General features: G+C 73.2%; 13 protein-coding genes, 2 pseudogenes and 1 riboswitch. Of the genes and pseudogenes, 6 read left to right on the top strand and 9 right to left on the bottom strand.

Annotated features, from left to right (window positions below; genetic code table 11):
* Positions 1-12: 12 nt before the first annotated feature.
* Positions 13-771: pseudogene (locus ACGFS9_RS01400) on the bottom strand (glycoside hydrolase family 2 TIM barrel-domain containing protein); the annotation flags it as partial.
* Between ACGFS9_RS01400 and ACGFS9_RS01395 the strand changes: the two are divergent.
* Both ACGFS9_RS01395 and ACGFS9_RS01390 read left to right on the top strand, forming a co-directional pair.
* A pseudogene (locus ACGFS9_RS01395) lies at positions 764-1207 on the top strand (ABC transporter permease); the annotation flags it as partial. The pseudogenes ACGFS9_RS01400 and ACGFS9_RS01395 sit on opposite strands and share 8 nt — an antisense overlap.
* Complete coding sequence (locus ACGFS9_RS01390; protein ID WP_393249594.1) at positions 1204-2226, top strand: ABC transporter permease; 1023 nt, start codon at positions 1204-1206, stop codon at positions 2224-2226. The pseudogene ACGFS9_RS01395 and the gene ACGFS9_RS01390, both read left to right, overlap by 4 nt.
* A 112-nt stretch (positions 2227-2338) precedes the next feature.
* Here ACGFS9_RS01390 and ACGFS9_RS01385 read toward each other — a convergent pair whose 3' ends face one another.
* From ACGFS9_RS01385 to ACGFS9_RS01370, 4 genes are all read right to left on the bottom strand, one after another.
* Entirely contained in the window at positions 2339-2968 is a 630-nt protein-coding gene (locus ACGFS9_RS01385) for a class I SAM-dependent methyltransferase (RefSeq protein ID WP_393249592.1), read from the bottom strand.
* Positions 2969-3197: 229 nt separating this feature from the next.
* Positions 3198-3401 carry a cold-shock protein gene (locus tag ACGFS9_RS01380; protein ID WP_037622929.1) on the bottom strand — a complete coding sequence of 68 codons (204 nt, stop codon included), beginning with the start codon at positions 3399-3401 and terminating at the stop codon, positions 3198-3200.
* 408 nt (positions 3402-3809) lie between these two features.
* Complete coding sequence (locus tag ACGFS9_RS01375; protein ID WP_393249590.1) at positions 3810-4376, bottom strand: lamin tail domain-containing protein; 567 nt, start codon at positions 4374-4376, stop codon at positions 3810-3812.
* Positions 4377-4749: 373 nt separating this feature from the next.
* A complete protein-coding gene (locus ACGFS9_RS01370; RefSeq protein ID WP_393249588.1) occupies positions 4750-5202 on the bottom strand; it encodes an iron chaperone in 453 nt (150 codons plus the stop codon).
* A gap of 162 nt (positions 5203-5364) precedes the next feature.
* On the opposite strand from ACGFS9_RS01370, the gene ACGFS9_RS01365 reads away from it, so the two are divergent.
* From ACGFS9_RS01365 to meaB, 4 genes are all read left to right on the top strand, one after another.
* A complete protein-coding gene (locus ACGFS9_RS01365) occupies positions 5365-5973 on the top strand; it encodes a TetR/AcrR family transcriptional regulator (RefSeq protein WP_393249586.1) in 609 nt (202 codons plus the stop codon).
* A 254-nt stretch (positions 5974-6227) separates the two neighbouring features.
* Positions 6228-8036, top strand: a complete 1809-nt coding sequence (locus ACGFS9_RS01360; RefSeq protein ID WP_393249584.1) for a methylmalonyl-CoA mutase family protein — start codon at positions 6228-6230, stop codon at positions 8034-8036.
* Entirely contained in the window at positions 8036-10210 is a 2175-nt protein-coding gene (scpA, locus tag ACGFS9_RS01355; protein ID WP_393249582.1) for a methylmalonyl-CoA mutase, read from the top strand. Before ACGFS9_RS01360 ends, scpA begins: the two co-directional genes overlap by 1 nt.
* Positions 10207-11208, top strand: coding sequence for a methylmalonyl Co-A mutase-associated GTPase MeaB (meaB, locus tag ACGFS9_RS01350; RefSeq protein ID WP_393249580.1), 1002 nt, complete (start codon positions 10207-10209; stop codon positions 11206-11208). The genes scpA and meaB overlap by 4 nt, the downstream gene beginning before the upstream one ends.
* Positions 11209-11289: 81 nt before the next feature.
* Here meaB and ACGFS9_RS01345 read toward each other — a convergent pair whose 3' ends face one another.
* From ACGFS9_RS01345 to ACGFS9_RS01330, 4 genes are all read right to left on the bottom strand, one after another.
* The gene (locus ACGFS9_RS01345) at positions 11290-12048 is read right to left on the bottom strand and encodes a CbtA family protein (RefSeq protein WP_393249578.1); all 759 of its coding nucleotides are present in this window, start codon (positions 12046-12048) and stop codon (positions 11290-11292) included.
* Positions 12049-12069: 21 nt separating this feature from the next.
* On the bottom strand, positions 12070-12291 hold the full coding sequence (locus ACGFS9_RS01340) for a CbtB-domain containing protein (RefSeq protein ID WP_393249577.1): 222 nt from the start codon (positions 12289-12291) through the stop codon (positions 12070-12072).
* Positions 12292-12351: 60 nt separating this feature from the next.
* Positions 12352-12427: riboswitch (cobalamin riboswitch) on the bottom strand.
* A gap of 151 nt (positions 12428-12578) precedes the next feature.
* A complete protein-coding gene (locus ACGFS9_RS01335; protein WP_393249575.1) occupies positions 12579-13679 on the bottom strand; it encodes an enoyl-CoA hydratase/isomerase family protein in 1101 nt (366 codons plus the stop codon).
* 375 nt (positions 13680-14054) lie between these two features.
* Entirely contained in the window at positions 14055-15305 is a 1251-nt protein-coding gene (locus ACGFS9_RS01330) for a PP2C family protein-serine/threonine phosphatase (protein WP_393249573.1), read from the bottom strand.
* Between the last annotated feature and the right edge of the window lie 83 nt (positions 15306-15388).

Below are 15388 nucleotides of genomic sequence, written 5' to 3'. Positions count from 1 at the left end.
GCGCCCCGTCCGTCAGGAGCAGCCGGCCGGTACGGGCCGCGACGCGTCGCGGATCAGCGCGGTGTGCGCGGCGTGCAGCCGTTTCACGTCGGGCTTGACGACCTTGCGGTCGTAGGTGACGAGTCCGTTCAGCTCGCCCTCGACGTCGGATATCTGGGTGTAGACGGCGGCGTTTCCTCCCTTGCAGGCGAGCCGGTGCACCTCGTCCAGCCGGGCCAGGTAGTCGTCCGTGTACGCCGAGGGGTCGACGTCCACGTAGGACTGCTGGACGGACCAGGCGTGTCCGGGGACCGCGAGGCCCAGTCCGCCGTACTCGCCGCTGACCAGGGCCCGTTCGCCGTCCGGGGCGGGGGGCAGTACGGGGCTCGGGTAGCCGTGCTCGTCGATGACGTCGCCGGTCCCGCCGTCGACGCCGAGATTGATGCCCGACATGGAGTTGACGAGGCGGGTCGGGTCCCACGCCTTGGCCTGGTCCGCGATCCGGGCCTCGTCGTACTGTCCCCAGCCCTCGTTGAAGGTGACCCACATGACGACGGACGGGCTGCTGACGTGCTCGTCGATCATCTGCTTCATCTCGCGCTCGTACTCGGCGCGAGACGCGGCGTCCGGAGTGACCCCGGCGGTCATGGCGGGCATGTCCTGCCAGACCATCAGGCCGAGCCGGTCGGCCCAGTAGAACCAGCGGTCGGGTTCCACCTTGATGTGCTTGCGAACCGCGTTGAAGCCCATGCGCTTGTGCATCCTGAGGTCGTGGGCCAGGGCCTCGTCGGTTCCCTACCTGGTGCTGATCGCGTTCCTCGTGCGCCGCACCACCTTCGGCCGCCGGCTTTTGGCCATCGGGGACAGCCGGCCGGCGGCACGGCTCGCCGGGCTCCCGGTGCGGCGCGTGTTGATCCTGGTGTACGTCAGTTCGGGCGTCCTGGCGGCGGTCGCGGGCGTGCTGGCCACGGCGCGTCTCACGGCGAGCGACCCGACGTCCCTGGGGAACCTGATGGAACTCTCCGCGATCACCGCGGTCGTCGTCGGTGGAACGCCCCTGAGCGGCGGGCGGGTGCGGATCGGCGGCACGGTCGCCGGCGCCGCCCTGATCCAGCTGCTGACCACGACGCTGATCAAGCACGATCTGCCGCCGTCGTGGACCCGGATCGCCCAGGCCGTGGTGATCGTCCTCGCCGTCTACGCGGCACGGGAACGAGGGAAGCGATGACGACCGACGTGGACACTCCGGCGAGCACTCTGGCCGCGGGCGGTGGGGAACCCCTCGGCGCCGGCCGTTCCGAACGGCTCAGCGCGCTCGCCCAGCAGCACGGCGCGCTGGTCACGCTGATCGTGGCGATGGCCGCGGCGAGCATCGGCTTCGACACCTTCCTGACGGCGGACAACCTGGAGAACATGGCGCTGTCCTCGGCGTTCCTCGCCGTGGTGGCGCTGGGGATGACCTTCGTCATCGTCACCGGCGGCATCGACCTGTCGGTGGGCTCCCTCTTCGCCCTCGGCGGGGTGCTCGCGGCGTGGGGATCGCGGTACGGAACAGTGGTCGCGCTGCTGCTCCCGTCGGCGGTCTGCGCACTGATCGGCCTGGTCAACGGCGTGCTCATCGCCTGGTCACGGCTCGCCCCGTTCATCGTCACGCTGGCGTCCATGCTGGGCGCCCGGGGCCTGCTGCTCGCGGTGACCGACGAGGGCTCGAAGACCTACCTGGTGGACAAGGACTCCGTCTTCGCCGCACTCGGTCAGGGAACCCTCCTCGGCGTCGGCGTCCCGGTGTGGATCACCCTCGCGCTGTTCGTGCTCGGCGCGGTGGTGCTCCGGCGCACCCGGTTCGGGCAGTTCGTCTACGCGGTCGGCGGGAACGAGGACGCGGCGGCCCTGATGGGCGCACCCGTGGCCCGTACGAAGATCTCCGTCTACACGTTGTCCGGGCTGTGCGCGGGACTCGCCGGGGCGCTCAACGCGGCCTGGCTGGTGTCGGGCGTGACCATCCTCGGGTCGGGCATGGAACTGGAGGCGATCTCCGCGGTCGTCATCGGGGGCACCCTGCTCACCGGCGGCTTCGGCTACCTCAGCGGCTCGCTGGTGGGGGTGCTGCTGCTGAAGGTCATCCAGAACGTCATCAACCAGATCGGCTCGCTGGACTCGGCCTACCAGCAGGTGGTCAGCGGCGCGTTCCTGGCGGTCGTGGTGATCGCGCAGACCTGGCTGGGGCGCCGGCGCCGGGTGCTGTGAGAACCCGGCCGGCCCTATGCCCGGCGCCGCGGCGCGCGCCGCACGGGTGCGGAGGTACGGCGGGCGGTTGCGCGGAGGCGGCGTGCGGCGCGAGGCGCCGCGGCCGGCCGCCTCACTCCCGGGTCATGGACGCGCGCCAGGCGCGGATGCCGGTGTCGTCCAGCGTGATGTCGATCGTCACCGGTTCGACGGCGTCGATGCGCAGCGTGCCCGCGAACGCCGTCGTCAGATCGGCCCGGGACAGCCGGTACGGCCCCTTCCGGCCGCTCTCCGGTTCCCGGTCGCTGAAGCAGAGGAGGAAGTAGCGCCCGCCCGGCCGCAGGACGGCGTGCAGTTGCGCGGTGTAGGCGGGCCGGTCGGCCGGGTCGAGGAGGTGGAACAGCCCGGAGTCGAGGACCGTGTCGAACCGTTCGCCCAGACCGGTGATGCGCAGGGCGTCGTGACGCAGGAAGCGGACGGCGGCTCCCTTCCGGCGCGCCTTGTCCTCGGCGGTGCGCAGCGCGGTGCCGGCGAGGTCGACACCGGTGACGTCGAGGCCGAGGTCCGCGCACATGAGGGCGTGTTCGCCGGTGCCGCAGCCGACGTCGAGCACCCGTCCGCGCAGGGCGCCGGACCGGGCGAGGTCGAGGAAGGCGGGCTGGGGGCGGCCGATGTCCCACGGCGGCCGGACGGCGTACAGCTCGTCCATCCGCCGTGCGAGGTCCGCGGATGCGGTGCCGTCCGGTGGGGGCAGTCCGGCCATGGGGCGACCTTCCACCGCTGCCGCGGCCGGCTCGGACCCCGGCTCCTGGCACGGCAGCGCTCCGGCGGCCGACTCTACGCCGCGGGCAGGGCGCCCGCGGCCGGACGCCGTGCCGGGCCCGCGGTGCTCAGGGCCTGCGGCGGGCAGATCCGTGGCCGCGCGGCCACGGATACGGCACGGTGTCTCGGGGCGGATCGCTCCGAGACACCGTGCCGCCGGTGAGCGGCGATCAGGCGGGGGTGATGTTCTCCGCCTGCGGGCCCTTCTGGCCCTGCGTGATGTCGAACGTCACGGCCTGGCCCTCCTGGAGCTCACGGAAGCCGGTGGCGTTGATGTTGGAGTAGTGGGCGAAGACGTCGGGGCCGCCCCCGTCCTGCGCGATGAAACCGAAGCCCTTTTCGGCGTTGAACCACTTGACGGTTCCGCTGGCCATGACAATGCCTCTCGATTCAAGGACGGATCCGCACCACGCGGACCCGGAGGTGGTCGTCCTGGTCCTCGGGCACTGCACAGCAAAACGCCCGCACCAAAGCGCGGGCGAGGACTGCGAACCACGACATCTGCCGGAGACGTTACACGCAGACTTCACCCGTCACCAGAGAGCAAGGACCCTCAGGTGAAACAGGGTTGCCCGGGGTTACGGACATTTCGGCGCGAGCGGCCACGGGAGGGTGGGACCGCTCCCGTTCGCCCGTCCGGGGAAGACCCGCACCGGGTGGTGCGGGTCTTCCCCGGACGGGCCCGCCGCGCGGGGTCCCGGCGCGGTGGGCGCGGGCCTGGCAGAGCCCGGAACGCCGCGACCGGCGCCGGCCCCGCGGGCGGTGCCGTCCCCAGGGGACGTTCAGCGACCGTCGTGACGACGGTCGTGGTCGCGGCCGTGGTCCCGGCCCTGGTCGCGACCGTGGTCGTGACCGCGGCCGGCGGTGCGGCCGTGGTCACGGTCCATCGGCCGGCCCCAGGAGACGACGTCGACGATCCGGCCGCGGTCGTTGCGGAGCGTCGCGACGTCGGACCGGTTGTCCCACACCTCGCGGCGGCGGTCCTGGTACAGGTCCCTGAAGGTGTCGCGGCCGATTCCGGTGTGGACGCGGACGGTGGAGCGGGCCGCCAGGCGGTAGTGCCGGAACGTGTAGCGGTTGCCGTCCCTGTCCGACAGCGTCCAGCCGTTCAGGGCGACGGCGCGGCGGGCGGAGTTGGTGACCTCGACCCACTCCCCGTTCAGCGAACGGTTGGAGCGGCCGTCGACGCCGGGCGCGTCGCTCTGCACCCGGGTGATGGCGACGGACGACCGCTCGGCGCGCGGTCCCGGGGCGGCGGAGGCCGACACCGCCGCCGAGCCGACCAGGGTACCGGCGGCGAGTGCCGCGGCCACCAGCCGGCGGACCGCGACAGACGAGGAAACAGACATGAACGCTCCTGGATTTCGAGAGCCGGCCGCGCCCGCGGCGCCCTCCCGGAGGAGAGGCGAGGGGGCGAAGCCCGTGTGAACCCCGGCCCCTTTGGCCGAGGACCCACACCTTGCTCCTCGGGCGCGGCCATACCCGGCGACACCAGACCCCTGTTACCGATTGCGCACATTTCGGTGACAGAAGGATGCAGCGTCAATTTACGTCCCGAAAGCTCCTAAAGACCCCACTTCGGACGTCAACTCCCCTTCGCCTCACGCCCTCCACACACCACGGCATTCACCCCCGCCCCGTCGCGGCCCGGCACGTCACCCGAAAGTGGGTAACGGCGCCGGGCCGATCAGGCCCGGCCCAACCGGGAGCCGGCACGCCCTCTCAGCCGGCCGCCTGCCGCACGAGGGCCTCGATGCGCTGCTCGACGGCGTCCGTCACCTCCGTGAGGGCGAAGGCCGACGCCCACATCGGCCCGTCGTCGAGCCGGGCGAGATCGCTGAATCCGAGCGTCGCGTACCGGGTCTTGAACTTCTCCCCGCTCTGGAAGAAGCACACGACCTTGCCGTCCCGCGCGTAGGCCGGCATGCCGTACCAGAGCTTCGGGGCCAGGTCGGGCGCAGTCCGGGTGACGACGGCGTGGACGCGCTCGGCCATGACCCGGTCGCGGTCCTGCATCTCGGCGATCTTGGCCTGCACGTCCCGCAGCGCCTCCGCCGCCTTCTCGGCAGGGGAAGTGCGCCGGGCGGCCTTCTTCTGCTCCTGGGCGTGGTCCTTCATCGCGGCCCGCTCCTCGGCCGTGAATCCCTCGTACTGTCCGCTCGCGGCACCACTCATGACGGGGCTCCCCTCAAGATCCGGCGACACGGGCCGGCGGGCACCCGCGAAGGCGGCGCGCCATGGCCCGGATATCGGCACGCTGCGTGCTGATCAGAACCGAATACTGGCCGACGCGAGCGGAGTCGTCAACGGCACACATCGTGCCGATAGAGTTCTCCCATGACCGACACGCCCGCCGCACCACGGCGCCGCGGCTCCGTCCGTACCGAGGAACTCCTCCAGGCGACCCTCGACCTGGCCGCCGAGGTCGGTTACGCGGGGCTGAGCATCGAGGCGGTGGGCCGCCGGGCCGGGGTCGGCAAGCACACGATCTACCGGCGCTGGCCCTCCAAGGCCGCCCTGCTGCTCGACGCCCTCAGCAGGGTCTGGACCACCGACCTCGACTACCACGACACGGGGGACGTCCGCGCCGACCTGCGCGAGCAGTTCCTGCGCTCCGGGCACTCCCTGTCCACCCCGCCGATCGGCCCGGTGTACCGCGCGGTCATCGCCGAGGCGCAGGGCGACGCCGACCTGCGGCGGACCCTGCACGAACGCTTCCTGGCCACTGTCGAGCGCAGCACGCTGGAGCGGATCACCCGAGCGCAGCGCACGGGCGAGCTCACCCCGGACGCCGACCTGGAGTTCGCCGCGGAGGTCCTGTGCGGCACCCTCTACTACCGGAGCCTGCTGTCCACCCGGCCCATCGACGAGTCCGCGGTCGACGGCCTGCTGGACATGTTCATGGCCGCGTACGGGAGCGCGCGCCGATGGACCGGCGACGCCTGACCCGCCCCGGCCGGGCAGGGGGCGCGCGGAGCCGCGCTCGACCGGGCGTCGGCGCGCCCGGCGACCCCGCGCACGGACGCATCCGCCCGGCCCGGCCTCCCCTCACGACGCGGTGTGCGGCCCGTCCCGGACCCGGGACGGGCCGCCGGCCGGCACGCCGGCGGACCCTGAGATCTGGATCACCGAGAGCGGGAGGCCAAGGTCACAGGCGCCGCCTCTGCTGCCGCTCCAGAAGTCTGGCCTAGCATCCGAGCATGACAGTCCCGCCCCATGACGGGCTCGCGCTGGCCGCCGAGTTCCCTTCCGCGACCCATGACCAGTGGCAGCTCCTGGTGGAGGGTGTGCTGCGCAAGTCGGGCAAGGAGGTCTCGGGCGCGTCGGCCGAGGACGCGCTGTCGACCTCCTTGGAGGACGGGCTGCGCACCAAGCCCCTCTACACCGCCCACGACGCGGCCCCCGACCCCGGTCTGCCCGGATTCCCGCCCTTCGTCCGGGCGGCCCGCCCCGAGGGCGGCACCGCGGGCGGCTGGGACGTACGCCAGCGACACGTCGCCGCCGACAACGCCCTCGTGCTCGGCGACCTGGAGAACGGCGTCACCTCCCTCTGGCTGACCGTCGGCGAGGGCGGCGTGCCGCTCGGCTCGCTGGGCCGCGTCCTGGAAGGCGTCTACCTCGACCTGGCGCCCATCGCCTTGGACGCCGGGAGCGACGTCGAGGCGGCGGCCGAGGAACTGCTGCGGCTCTACGCGGAGCGAGGCGTCGCGCCGGGTGCCGCCCGGGGCAACCTCGGCGCCGATCCGCTCGGCCACGAGGCCCGCACCGCCACCGCCTCGGACTTCGCCCCCGCCGCCGCCCTCGCCCGACGCTGCGCCGAGGAGTACCCGGGACTGCGCGCACTGACCGTGGACGCCCTGCCGTACCACGAGGCCGGCGGATCGGCGGCCCAGGAGCTGGGCGCCTCGCTGGCCACCGCCGTCGCCTACCTGCGGGAGCTGACCCGGGCCGGGCTCGGCGTGGAGCAGGCGTGCGGGCAGCTGGAGTTCCGTTACGCGGCGACCGCCGACCAGTTCCTGACCATCGCCAAGCTCCGGGCGGCACGCCGGCTGTGGGCGCGGGTGGCCGAGGCGAGCGGGGCGCCCGACGCGGGTGCGCAGGTGCAGCACGCCGTGACGTCGCCGGTGATGATGTCGCGCCGCGACCCGTGGGTGAACATGCTGCGGACGACGATCGCCACGCTGGCAGCCGGTGTCGGCGGCGCCGACTCCGTCACCGTGCTCCCCTTCGACCACGCCCTCGGACTGCCCGACGCGTTCGCCCGCCGCATCGCTCGCAACACCTCCACCATCCTCATCGAGGAATCGCACCTCTCCCGGGTCATCGACCCAGCGGGCGGCTCCTGGTACGTGGAGCGACTCACCGACGAACTCGCCGTGGCGGCATGGGAGTTCTTCCAGTCCATCGAGCGGGACGGCGGCCAGGCGGCGGTACTGCGCTCGGGCCGGCTGAAGGACCGGCTCGCCGAGACCTGGGCGGCCCGCTCGGCGAAGCTCGCCGAGCGGCGCGAACCCATCACCGGCGTCAGCGAGTTCCCGCACCTCGCCGAGCGCCCGGTGGAGCGCACGGCGGCGCCGGCGCCCCCGTCGGGCGGACTGCCCCGGGTCCGGCGGGACGAGGCGTTCGAGGCGCTGCGCGCCCGGTCGGACGCCCATCTCGCCCGCACCGGGTCCCGGCCCCGGATCTACCTGGCCGCCATCGGCCCGGCCGCCGCGCACTCCGCCCGGTCCACGTTCGTGTCGAACCTCTTCCAGGCCGGCGGCATCGAGCCCGTCGCGGACGGCAGCTTCGAGGACAGCGGTGCCACCGAGGCATGCCTCTGCTCCAGTGACACGCTGTACGAGGAGCAGGCCGCGAGCACGGCCGGGGCCCTGGCCGCGGCGGGCGCGCGGCACGTGTTCCTCGCCGGCCGCCCCGGGGCGTACCCGGGTGTCGACTCCTACGTCTTCGCGGGCTGCGACGCCGTCGCCGTCCTCTCCGCCACCCTCGACCGCATGGGAGTGTCCTGATGGGAATCCCCGACTTCTCCGGGATCGACCTGGGGACCCCCGCCTCCGACGCCGGCATCGAGGAGTGGAGCGCCGCCGCGGCGAAGGCCGCGGGCGGAGCCGCGGCTCCGTGGGAGACCCCTGAGGGCATCGCGGTCAAGCAGCTGTACACGGGGCGGGACACCGAGGGCCTGGACTTCCTCGGCACCTACCCGGGCATCGCGCCCTACCTCCGCGGCCCCTACCCGACGATGTACGTCAACCAGCCCTGGACGATCCGGCAGTACGCGGGCTTCTCCACGGCCGAGGAGTCGAACGCCTTCTACCGCCGCAATCTCGCGGCCGGCCAGAAGGGCCTGTCGGTCGCCTTCGACCTGCCCACCCACCGCGGCTACGACAGCGACCACCCGCGCGTGACGGGCGACGTCGGCATGGCGGGCGTGGCCATCGACTCCCTGTACGACATGCGCCAGCTCTTCGACGGCATCCCGCTCGACCGGATGACGGTGTCGATGACCATGAACGGTGCCGTGCTGCCGGTCCTCGCGCTCTACATCGTGGCGGCCGAGGAGCAGGGCGTGCCGCCGGAGAAGCTCGCGGGGACCATCCAGAACGACATCCTCAAAGAGTTCATGGTCCGCAACACCTACATCTATCCGCCGAAGCCGTCGATGCGGATCATCTCCGACATCTTCGCCTTCACCTCGCAGCGGATGCCGCGCTACAACTCCATCTCCATCTCCGGGTACCACATCCAGGAGGCGGGCGCGACGGCCGATCTGGAGCTGGCGTACACGCTCGCGGACGGCGTGGAGTACATCCGCGCGGGCCGGGAGGCCGGTCTCGACGTCGACGCGTTCGCCCCGCGGCTGTCCTTCTTCTGGGCGATCGGCATGAACTTCTTCATGGAGGTCGCCAAGCTGCGGGCGGCCCGCCTGCTCTGGGCCAAGCTGGTCAGGCAGTTCGACCCGAAGAACTCCAAGTCGCTGTCGCTGCGCACGCATTCGCAGACCTCCGGCTGGTCGCTCACGGCTCAGGACGTCTTCAACAACGTCACCCGCACCTGTGTGGAGGCGATGGCCGCCACCCAGGGGCACACCCAGTCGCTGCACACCAACGCCCTCGACGAGGCGCTCGCCCTGCCGACCGACTTCTCCGCGCGCATCGCGCGCAACACGCAGTTGCTGCTCCAGCAGGAGTCCGGCACCACACGGGTCATCGACCCGTGGGGCGGCAGCGCCTACCTGGAGAAGCTGACGTACGACCTGGCCCGCCGGGCGTGGCAGCACATCGAGGAGGTCGAGGCGGCGGGCGGCATGGCGCAGGCCATCGACGCCGGCATCCCCAAGCTGCGGGTGGAGGAGGCGGCGGCGCGCACGCAGGCCCGCATCGACTCCGGCCGGCAGCCGGTGATCGGCGTCAACAAGTACCGGGTGGAGACGGACGAGAAGATCGACGTCCTCAAGGTCGACAACTCCTCCGTGCGCGCCCAGCAGATCGAGAAGCTGCGGCGGCTGCGGGCCGAGCGCGACGAGGGGGCCTGCCGCGACGCGCTCGACGCGCTGACCCGCGCCGCCGGCGGCCAGGGCAACCTCCTGGAACTGGCGGTGCGCGCCGCCCGAGCCAAGGCGACGGTCGGGGAGATCTCCGACGCCCTGGAGAAGGTCTACGGGCGGCACGCGGGCCAGATCCGTACGATCTCCGGGGTGTACCGCAACGAAGCAGGTCAGTCGCCGTCGGTGGACCGCACGCGCGCCCTGGTGGACGCGTTCGAGGAGGCGGAGGGCCGCCGCCCGCGCATCCTCGTGGCCAAGATGGGCCAGGACGGGCACGACCGCGGCCAGAAGGTCATCGCCACCGCGTTCGCCGACCTCGGCTTCGACGTGGACGTCGGCCCGCTGTTCCAGACCCCGGGTGAGGTGGCGCGCCAGGCGGTGGAGGCGGACGTGCACATCGTGGGCGTCTCCTCGCTGGCCGCGGGGCACCTCACGCTCGTGCCGGCGCTCCGCGAGGAGCTGGCCGCGGAGGGCCGGGAGGACATCATGATCGTGGTCGGCGGTGTCATTCCGCCGCAGGACGTCCCGACGCTGCTGGAGATGGGCGCGGCGGCCGTGTTCCCGCCCGGGACGGTGATCCCCGACGCGGCCCACGACCTCGTCCGGCGGCTCGGGGCGGACCTCGGGCACACGCTGTGATCGGACTCGACACCTACGTCGAGGGCGTGCTGGAGGGGAGGCGTGCGCTCGTCGCGCGCGCCATCACCCTCGTCGAGTCCACGCGCCCGCAGCACCGCGCGCTGGCCCAGGAGCTGCTGACCGAGCTGCTGCCGCACAGCGGCACGGCCCGGCGGATCGGGATCAGCGGGGTTCCCGGGGTCGGCAAGTCGACGTTCATCGACGCCTTCGGCACGATGCTGACCGGCCTCGGCCACCGGGTCGCGGTGCTCGCCGTCGACCCGTCCTCCAGCCGTACCGGCGGCTCCATCCTCGGCGACAAGACGCGGATGGAGCGGCTGGCGGTCGACCCGGCCGCGTTCATCCGCCCCTCCCCCACGGCCGGCACCCTCGGCGGGGTGGCGAAGGCGACCCGCGAGTCGATCGTGGTGATGGAGGCGGCCGGCTACGACGTGGTGCTCGTGGAGACGGTCGGCGTGGGGCAGTCGGAGACCGCCGTCGCCAACATGGTCGACTCCTTCCTCCTGCTGACGCTGGCACGCACCGGCGACCAGTTGCAGGGCATCAAGAAGGGTGTCCTGGAGCTGGCCGACGTGATCGCCGTGAACAAGGCGGACGGACCGCACGCCCGTGACGCGCAGGCCGCGGCCCGTGAACTGGCCGGCGCGCTGCGGCTCATGCACGGCAGGGACGCGGCGTGGACACCTCCGGTGCTCAGTTGCAGCGCCCGCGAAGGCTCCGGGCTGGACACGCTCTGGGACCGCCTGGAGCAGCACCGCACGCTGCTGGACTCCTCCGGCCGGCTCGCCGACAAGCGCCGTGACCAGCAGGTCGACTGGACCTGGACGATGGTCCGGGACGAACTGCTGGGCCGGCTGCACGCCGACCCGGACGTCCGCGCGCTCGCCCCGGACCTCGAACGGCGGGTGCGTGAGGGGTCGTTGACGGCGACTCTGGCCGCCGAACGGATCCTGCACGCCTTCCGGGGCGCGGACGCGGCGGGGTCCGACGGCCGCTGAGCGCCGGAGCACGGGGCGCGCTGCCGCCCCCGGACACGGAGAAGGGCTCCCCGGTCCGGGGAGCCCTTCTCCGTGTCCGCCTCAGCCGGCGGCCGCTGCCGGACGCCGCGCGTCCGCGGATGCCGGCTTCGGATGGAGCAGGCGCTCGGCCAACTCGCCGAAGACCAAACCGAATCCCGCCCACAGCGTGCCCTGGATGGCCAGCGCGGAGAGCCGGAACCGCCACAGCAGACCGGCGGGGAAGCCCTCGGGCACCTCGTCGACCACCGGCAGGAACGCGTACGCCAGACCGACCAGGACGACGAAGGCGCTCACCGCGGCGACCGTGGCGTACCAAGTGCCGGTGCGCGGGGCGAGACGTCTGCCCAGCAGGGTGGCGGCGACGGCCAGCAGCACGCCGAGGACCATCATGAGGAAGTACAGGGCCGTCCGCCGGCCGATGGTGTCGGCCTCTCCGACCGCCGGCGGGTTCGCCGGGTACTTCAGGAACGGGACGACGTACACGGCGATCAGAGCGCCGCCCGACAGCAGCAGCGCCGTTGCCCGCGCGCCGACGCGCCCCACCCGACCGAGGGCGAAGCAGTAGGCGAGAGCGGCGATCCCGCCGAAGGCGACGCCGTAGAGCAGCACGCCGGTGGCCAGGCCGGCGGTGGACTGGAGGCTGCGGGAGACGAGTTCGGCCTCGTGCTCGTGTGCGTGGGCGTGGGCCTCCTCCAGGTCGATGGCGCGGGCGACGCTCGGTTCACCGAGGAAGTAGGCGACCACCAGGGCGAGCAGACCGGCGGCGAGTCCGGCGAGCATGCCGCGCACGAGCAGGTTTCTTACCGTTGCGGAGTTCATGGGTGTGCTCTGTCCCCCGGGTCAGTGGCAGGGGAAGCCGAGCAGGTGGCGGGCGTCGTGCACCCACTCGTGGACGTCCGAGCCCGAGACGACCGTGGTCGCGCCCTGTTCGGCGCCGACGAAGTAGAGCAGGACCAGCATCAGGACGCCGAAGAAGAGCGCCCAGGGGGCGATCGCCTTGAGCGGCAGCTTGGCGGGAACGACAGGGGTGGTGGCTGTCGGCTGGGCGACGGTCTGCGCCATGGCAGGACCTCCTCGGGAGTTCGCGTCCCATATCGGTGGTGCACTGGATGACGTCCACGGGTCTGACTTGCGGAACTTCCCTGCCGGGAAGTCCCGTTCACAGTGGCGCGACCGTGCCGGATTCCCACCGGCTTCCGTCGTGACGTCATCGATATCGCATTGAAGGTACCGTCTGCCGGACCCCCGGCCAAGACCGCGCCGCCCGGCGTGATGCCGGTCTCCCTGCCGGGCGGCGGTCCGCGCACCGTTTCGCGGCGGCCCGTTCGGGCTCGCGGTGCGCGAGGCGGTCAGGCGGCCGGGCCGTCCGGTCCGCCGGCGATGCCCAGCCCGGCCAGTCCGAGTTCGCGTGCTCCGAGCGGGGCGAAGAAGCGTTCGACGTCCGTCACGGTCACCTCGGCCAGGGTGGCCGGGGTCCACCGCGGGTTCCGGTCCTTGTCGACGATCTGGGCCCGGACACCCTCCACGAGGTCCGGGGCGGCCAGGAACGCGCAGGAGACGCGGTACTCCTGGTCCAGGACGCGTTCCAGCGGACCGAGCAGCCGGGCCCGGCGCAGGGAGGCGAGGGTGACCTTCAGGGCGGTGGGCGACCGGCGCAGGAGGGTCTGCGCCGCGTCCTTGGCGGCGGGTTCCCCGTAGGTCTCCAGCCGGTGCAGGATCTCCTCGACGGTGTCGGCCGAACAGCAGGCGTCGATCCAGTCCCGGTGGCCGGCGAGTGCCGCGGGCGGGGCGGGCCGGGAGTGCCGGGCCACCGCCTCCCGCACCGGCAGGTCCGCGAGGTCGGCGAGGAAGGTCCCGAGGGCGTCGGACGGGACGAAGTGGTCGGCGAGGCCGCACAGCAGGGCGTCGCCGGCCCCGACCGGGGCGCCCGTGAGGGCGAGGTGGGTGCCGAGTTCGCCGGGCGCGTGGGCCAGCAGACGGGTGCCCCCGACGTCGGGCACGAAGCCGATGCCGGTCTCCGGCATCGCGATCCGGGAGCGTTCGGTGACGACGCGGACGCTGCCGTGGGCCGAGATGCCGACACCGCCGCCCATCACGATCCCGTCCATGACGGCCACGTACGGCTTGGGGTAGCGGGCGATGCGGGCGTTGAGGTGGTACTCGTCGCGCCAGAAGGCGGCGGAGGCGGTGCCGTCCCCGTCGCGGGCGTCGTCGTGGACGACGCGGATGTCGCCGCCCGCGCACAGGCCCCGGTCCCCGGCACCGGTGACGACGACGGTCTCGACGGCCGGATCGTGCTCCCAGGCCGTGAGCGCCCGGTCGATCAGGCGCACCATGTCGTGGTTCAGGGCGTTGAGGGCCTGCGGCCGGTTGAGGACGATGCGGCCGGTCCGGCCCTCGGTGCGCACCAGCACCGAGGGGGCGTCCGCCTGCTGCCCGGTGCCGTTCATCCGAGTACCTCCGTCGGGCCGTGGACCACGATGTCGTGCATGTTCGCGTTCGTTCCTTCCAGCGTCGGGGACGCAGCTCGCGGACGATCCTCTCAGTGCCGCCGGCCCCGGCGGCATCCGCGTCCGCCGGGTGCGCGGCATCCGGTCCGGGTTCCCGATCGTTCCGGGAGGAAGCACACCGGCGACCACGGCGAGACCTGGGGGCGTGCGGGGCCGCCGCGCGAACCAAGCGGGAGCGGAGGAGTCGGCACCGCGCGGAGACGGGCGGCTCCGCGGCGGCGCCGGGGGCGCGGCGTTCACCGGGCGGAGCGCTCCGCCCGGCAGGTGGGCACGAGCCCGTCGGCGGGCCTGGTCCGGTCCGCCGACGGGCTGCCGTCACCGTGGGAGGGGGCCGCAGCCGACCCCGGCGTCCGGCGCCGGGGCTCCGGCGCGGGGCACGGCGGCCGGCGCGCCACCGCCGGCCGGGCCGGCGGACACGGGGTCCGGCTCGGTCGGCTTGCGGAGCAGCAGCAGGGCCGCGTCGTCGTGCAGGCGCCCACCGACGTGGGCCTGCAGTTCGGCGTCGAGCGCGGCGAGGGTGGCCGTCGGCTCGTCGCAGACATGGCGGGCCAGGCCCTCGGTGAGGCGGTAGAACGACCGGCCGTGGTCGCGGGCCTCGGTGACGCCGTCGGTGTAGAGCAGGAGTTGCTCGCCGTCGGCCAGCGCCAGGACCTGGAGACTCGGCAACTCCCCGGTGAGGGCGCGCAGCCCGAGCGGCGGCGCCGGGTGGTCGGGGTCCGCCGAGGAGACGCGCCCGTCGGCGCGGACGTGCAGGGGCGGCGCGTGTCCGCAGTTGACGACTTCCAGACGGCCCGTCTCCGGGTAGCCGGCGACGACGGCGGTGACGAAGTCGTCGTATCCGAGGTTGCGGGCCAGGCTCCGCTCGATCCGGCCGACGACGGCGAGAAGGTCGGGCTCGTCGTAGGCGGCCTCGCGGAACACGCCGAGGACGAGGGCGGCCGTGCCCACGGCGGGCAGCCCCTTGCCCCGGACGTCCCCGATGATCATCCGGACGCCGTACGGGGTGGGAACCAGGGCGTAGAGGTCCCCGCCGATGCGGGCCTCGGCCGCGGCGGCGCTGTAGCGGACCGCGACCTGGAACGGCCCCACGCGGGAGGGGATGGGAGCGAGGACGGCGTGCTGTGCCGCCTCGGCGACCGACCGGACGGCGGCGAGCACCCGTTCCCGGCGCCACCGGAGCGCGGCGGCCAGGACGCTGGCCAGGGTGACGGCCGCCAGGGCGGAGAGGACCGCGGCGGTCTCACCGGCCGGAACGTCGCCCCGGACACCGAGCAGCGCGCCGGCGGACGCGGCGGCCAGGCCCACGCAGAGCACCCCGCAGGGCCGGCTGGTCGCGGCGGCCAGGGCGGGGCCCGCGGCGAGCAGCGACAGCCAGATCACGCTGGTCCCGCAGGTCAGGTCGACGAGCACGACCGCGGCGACGGCGAGCAGCGGAACGAGCGGCGTCGTGAGGGCGACGCGGACGGCGGCGCCCCGACCGCTCGCCGCCGCCCTGAGTCCGAGGCTGCCGTTCCCGCCCGTCCCCTTCCGTCCGTGGTCGCGTCCGTGTTCTCGGTCCTGGCTCATACCCGGGCGCAGTCCTCACCTAGATTCTTGAAGAAATGTCCGTTTCATCCAGGAAAGAGGTTCGCGGCGCGTGCCGCAAGGAG

Origin of the sequence: Streptomyces sp. NPDC048566 (genome assembly GCF_043199735.1) — a bacterium.
Lineage (GTDB): Bacteria > Actinomycetota > Actinomycetes > Streptomycetales > Streptomycetaceae > Streptomyces.
The sequence above is the reverse complement of the archived record's forward strand: the minus strand, read 5'-3'. Positions and strand labels throughout refer to the sequence as shown.

Excerpts from the sequence above, each read along its gene's own strand:
- ACGFS9_RS01390 (WP_393249594.1), top strand. The coding sequence starts at position 1,204 with ATGACGACCGACGTGGACACTCCGGCGAGCACTCTGGCCGCGGGCGGT.
- ACGFS9_RS01385 (WP_393249592.1), bottom strand. The coding sequence starts at position 2,968 with ATGGCCGGACTGCCCCCACCGGACGGCACCGCATCCGCGGACCTCGCA.
- ACGFS9_RS01380 (WP_037622929.1), bottom strand. The coding sequence starts at position 3,401 with ATGGCCAGCGGAACCGTCAAGTGGTTCAACGCCGAAAAGGGCTTCGGT.
- ACGFS9_RS01375 (WP_393249590.1), bottom strand. The coding sequence starts at position 4,376 with ATGTCTGTTTCCTCGTCTGTCGCGGTCCGCCGGCTGGTGGCCGCGGCA.
- ACGFS9_RS01370 (WP_393249588.1), bottom strand. The coding sequence starts at position 5,202 with ATGAGTGGTGCCGCGAGCGGACAGTACGAGGGATTCACGGCCGAGGAG.
- ACGFS9_RS01365 (WP_393249586.1), top strand. The coding sequence starts at position 5,365 with ATGACCGACACGCCCGCCGCACCACGGCGCCGCGGCTCCGTCCGTACC.
- ACGFS9_RS01360 (WP_393249584.1), top strand. The coding sequence starts at position 6,228 with ATGACAGTCCCGCCCCATGACGGGCTCGCGCTGGCCGCCGAGTTCCCT.
- scpA (WP_393249582.1), top strand. The coding sequence starts at position 8,036 with ATGGGAATCCCCGACTTCTCCGGGATCGACCTGGGGACCCCCGCCTCC.
- ACGFS9_RS01345 (WP_393249578.1), bottom strand. The coding sequence starts at position 12,048 with ATGAACTCCGCAACGGTAAGAAACCTGCTCGTGCGCGGCATGCTCGCC.
- ACGFS9_RS01340 (WP_393249577.1), bottom strand. The coding sequence starts at position 12,291 with ATGGCGCAGACCGTCGCCCAGCCGACAGCCACCACCCCTGTCGTTCCC.
- ACGFS9_RS01335 (WP_393249575.1), bottom strand. The coding sequence starts at position 13,679 with ATGAACGGCACCGGGCAGCAGGCGGACGCCCCCTCGGTGCTGGTGCGC.
- ACGFS9_RS01330 (WP_393249573.1), bottom strand. The coding sequence starts at position 15,305 with ATGAGCCAGGACCGAGAACACGGACGCGACCACGGACGGAAGGGGACG.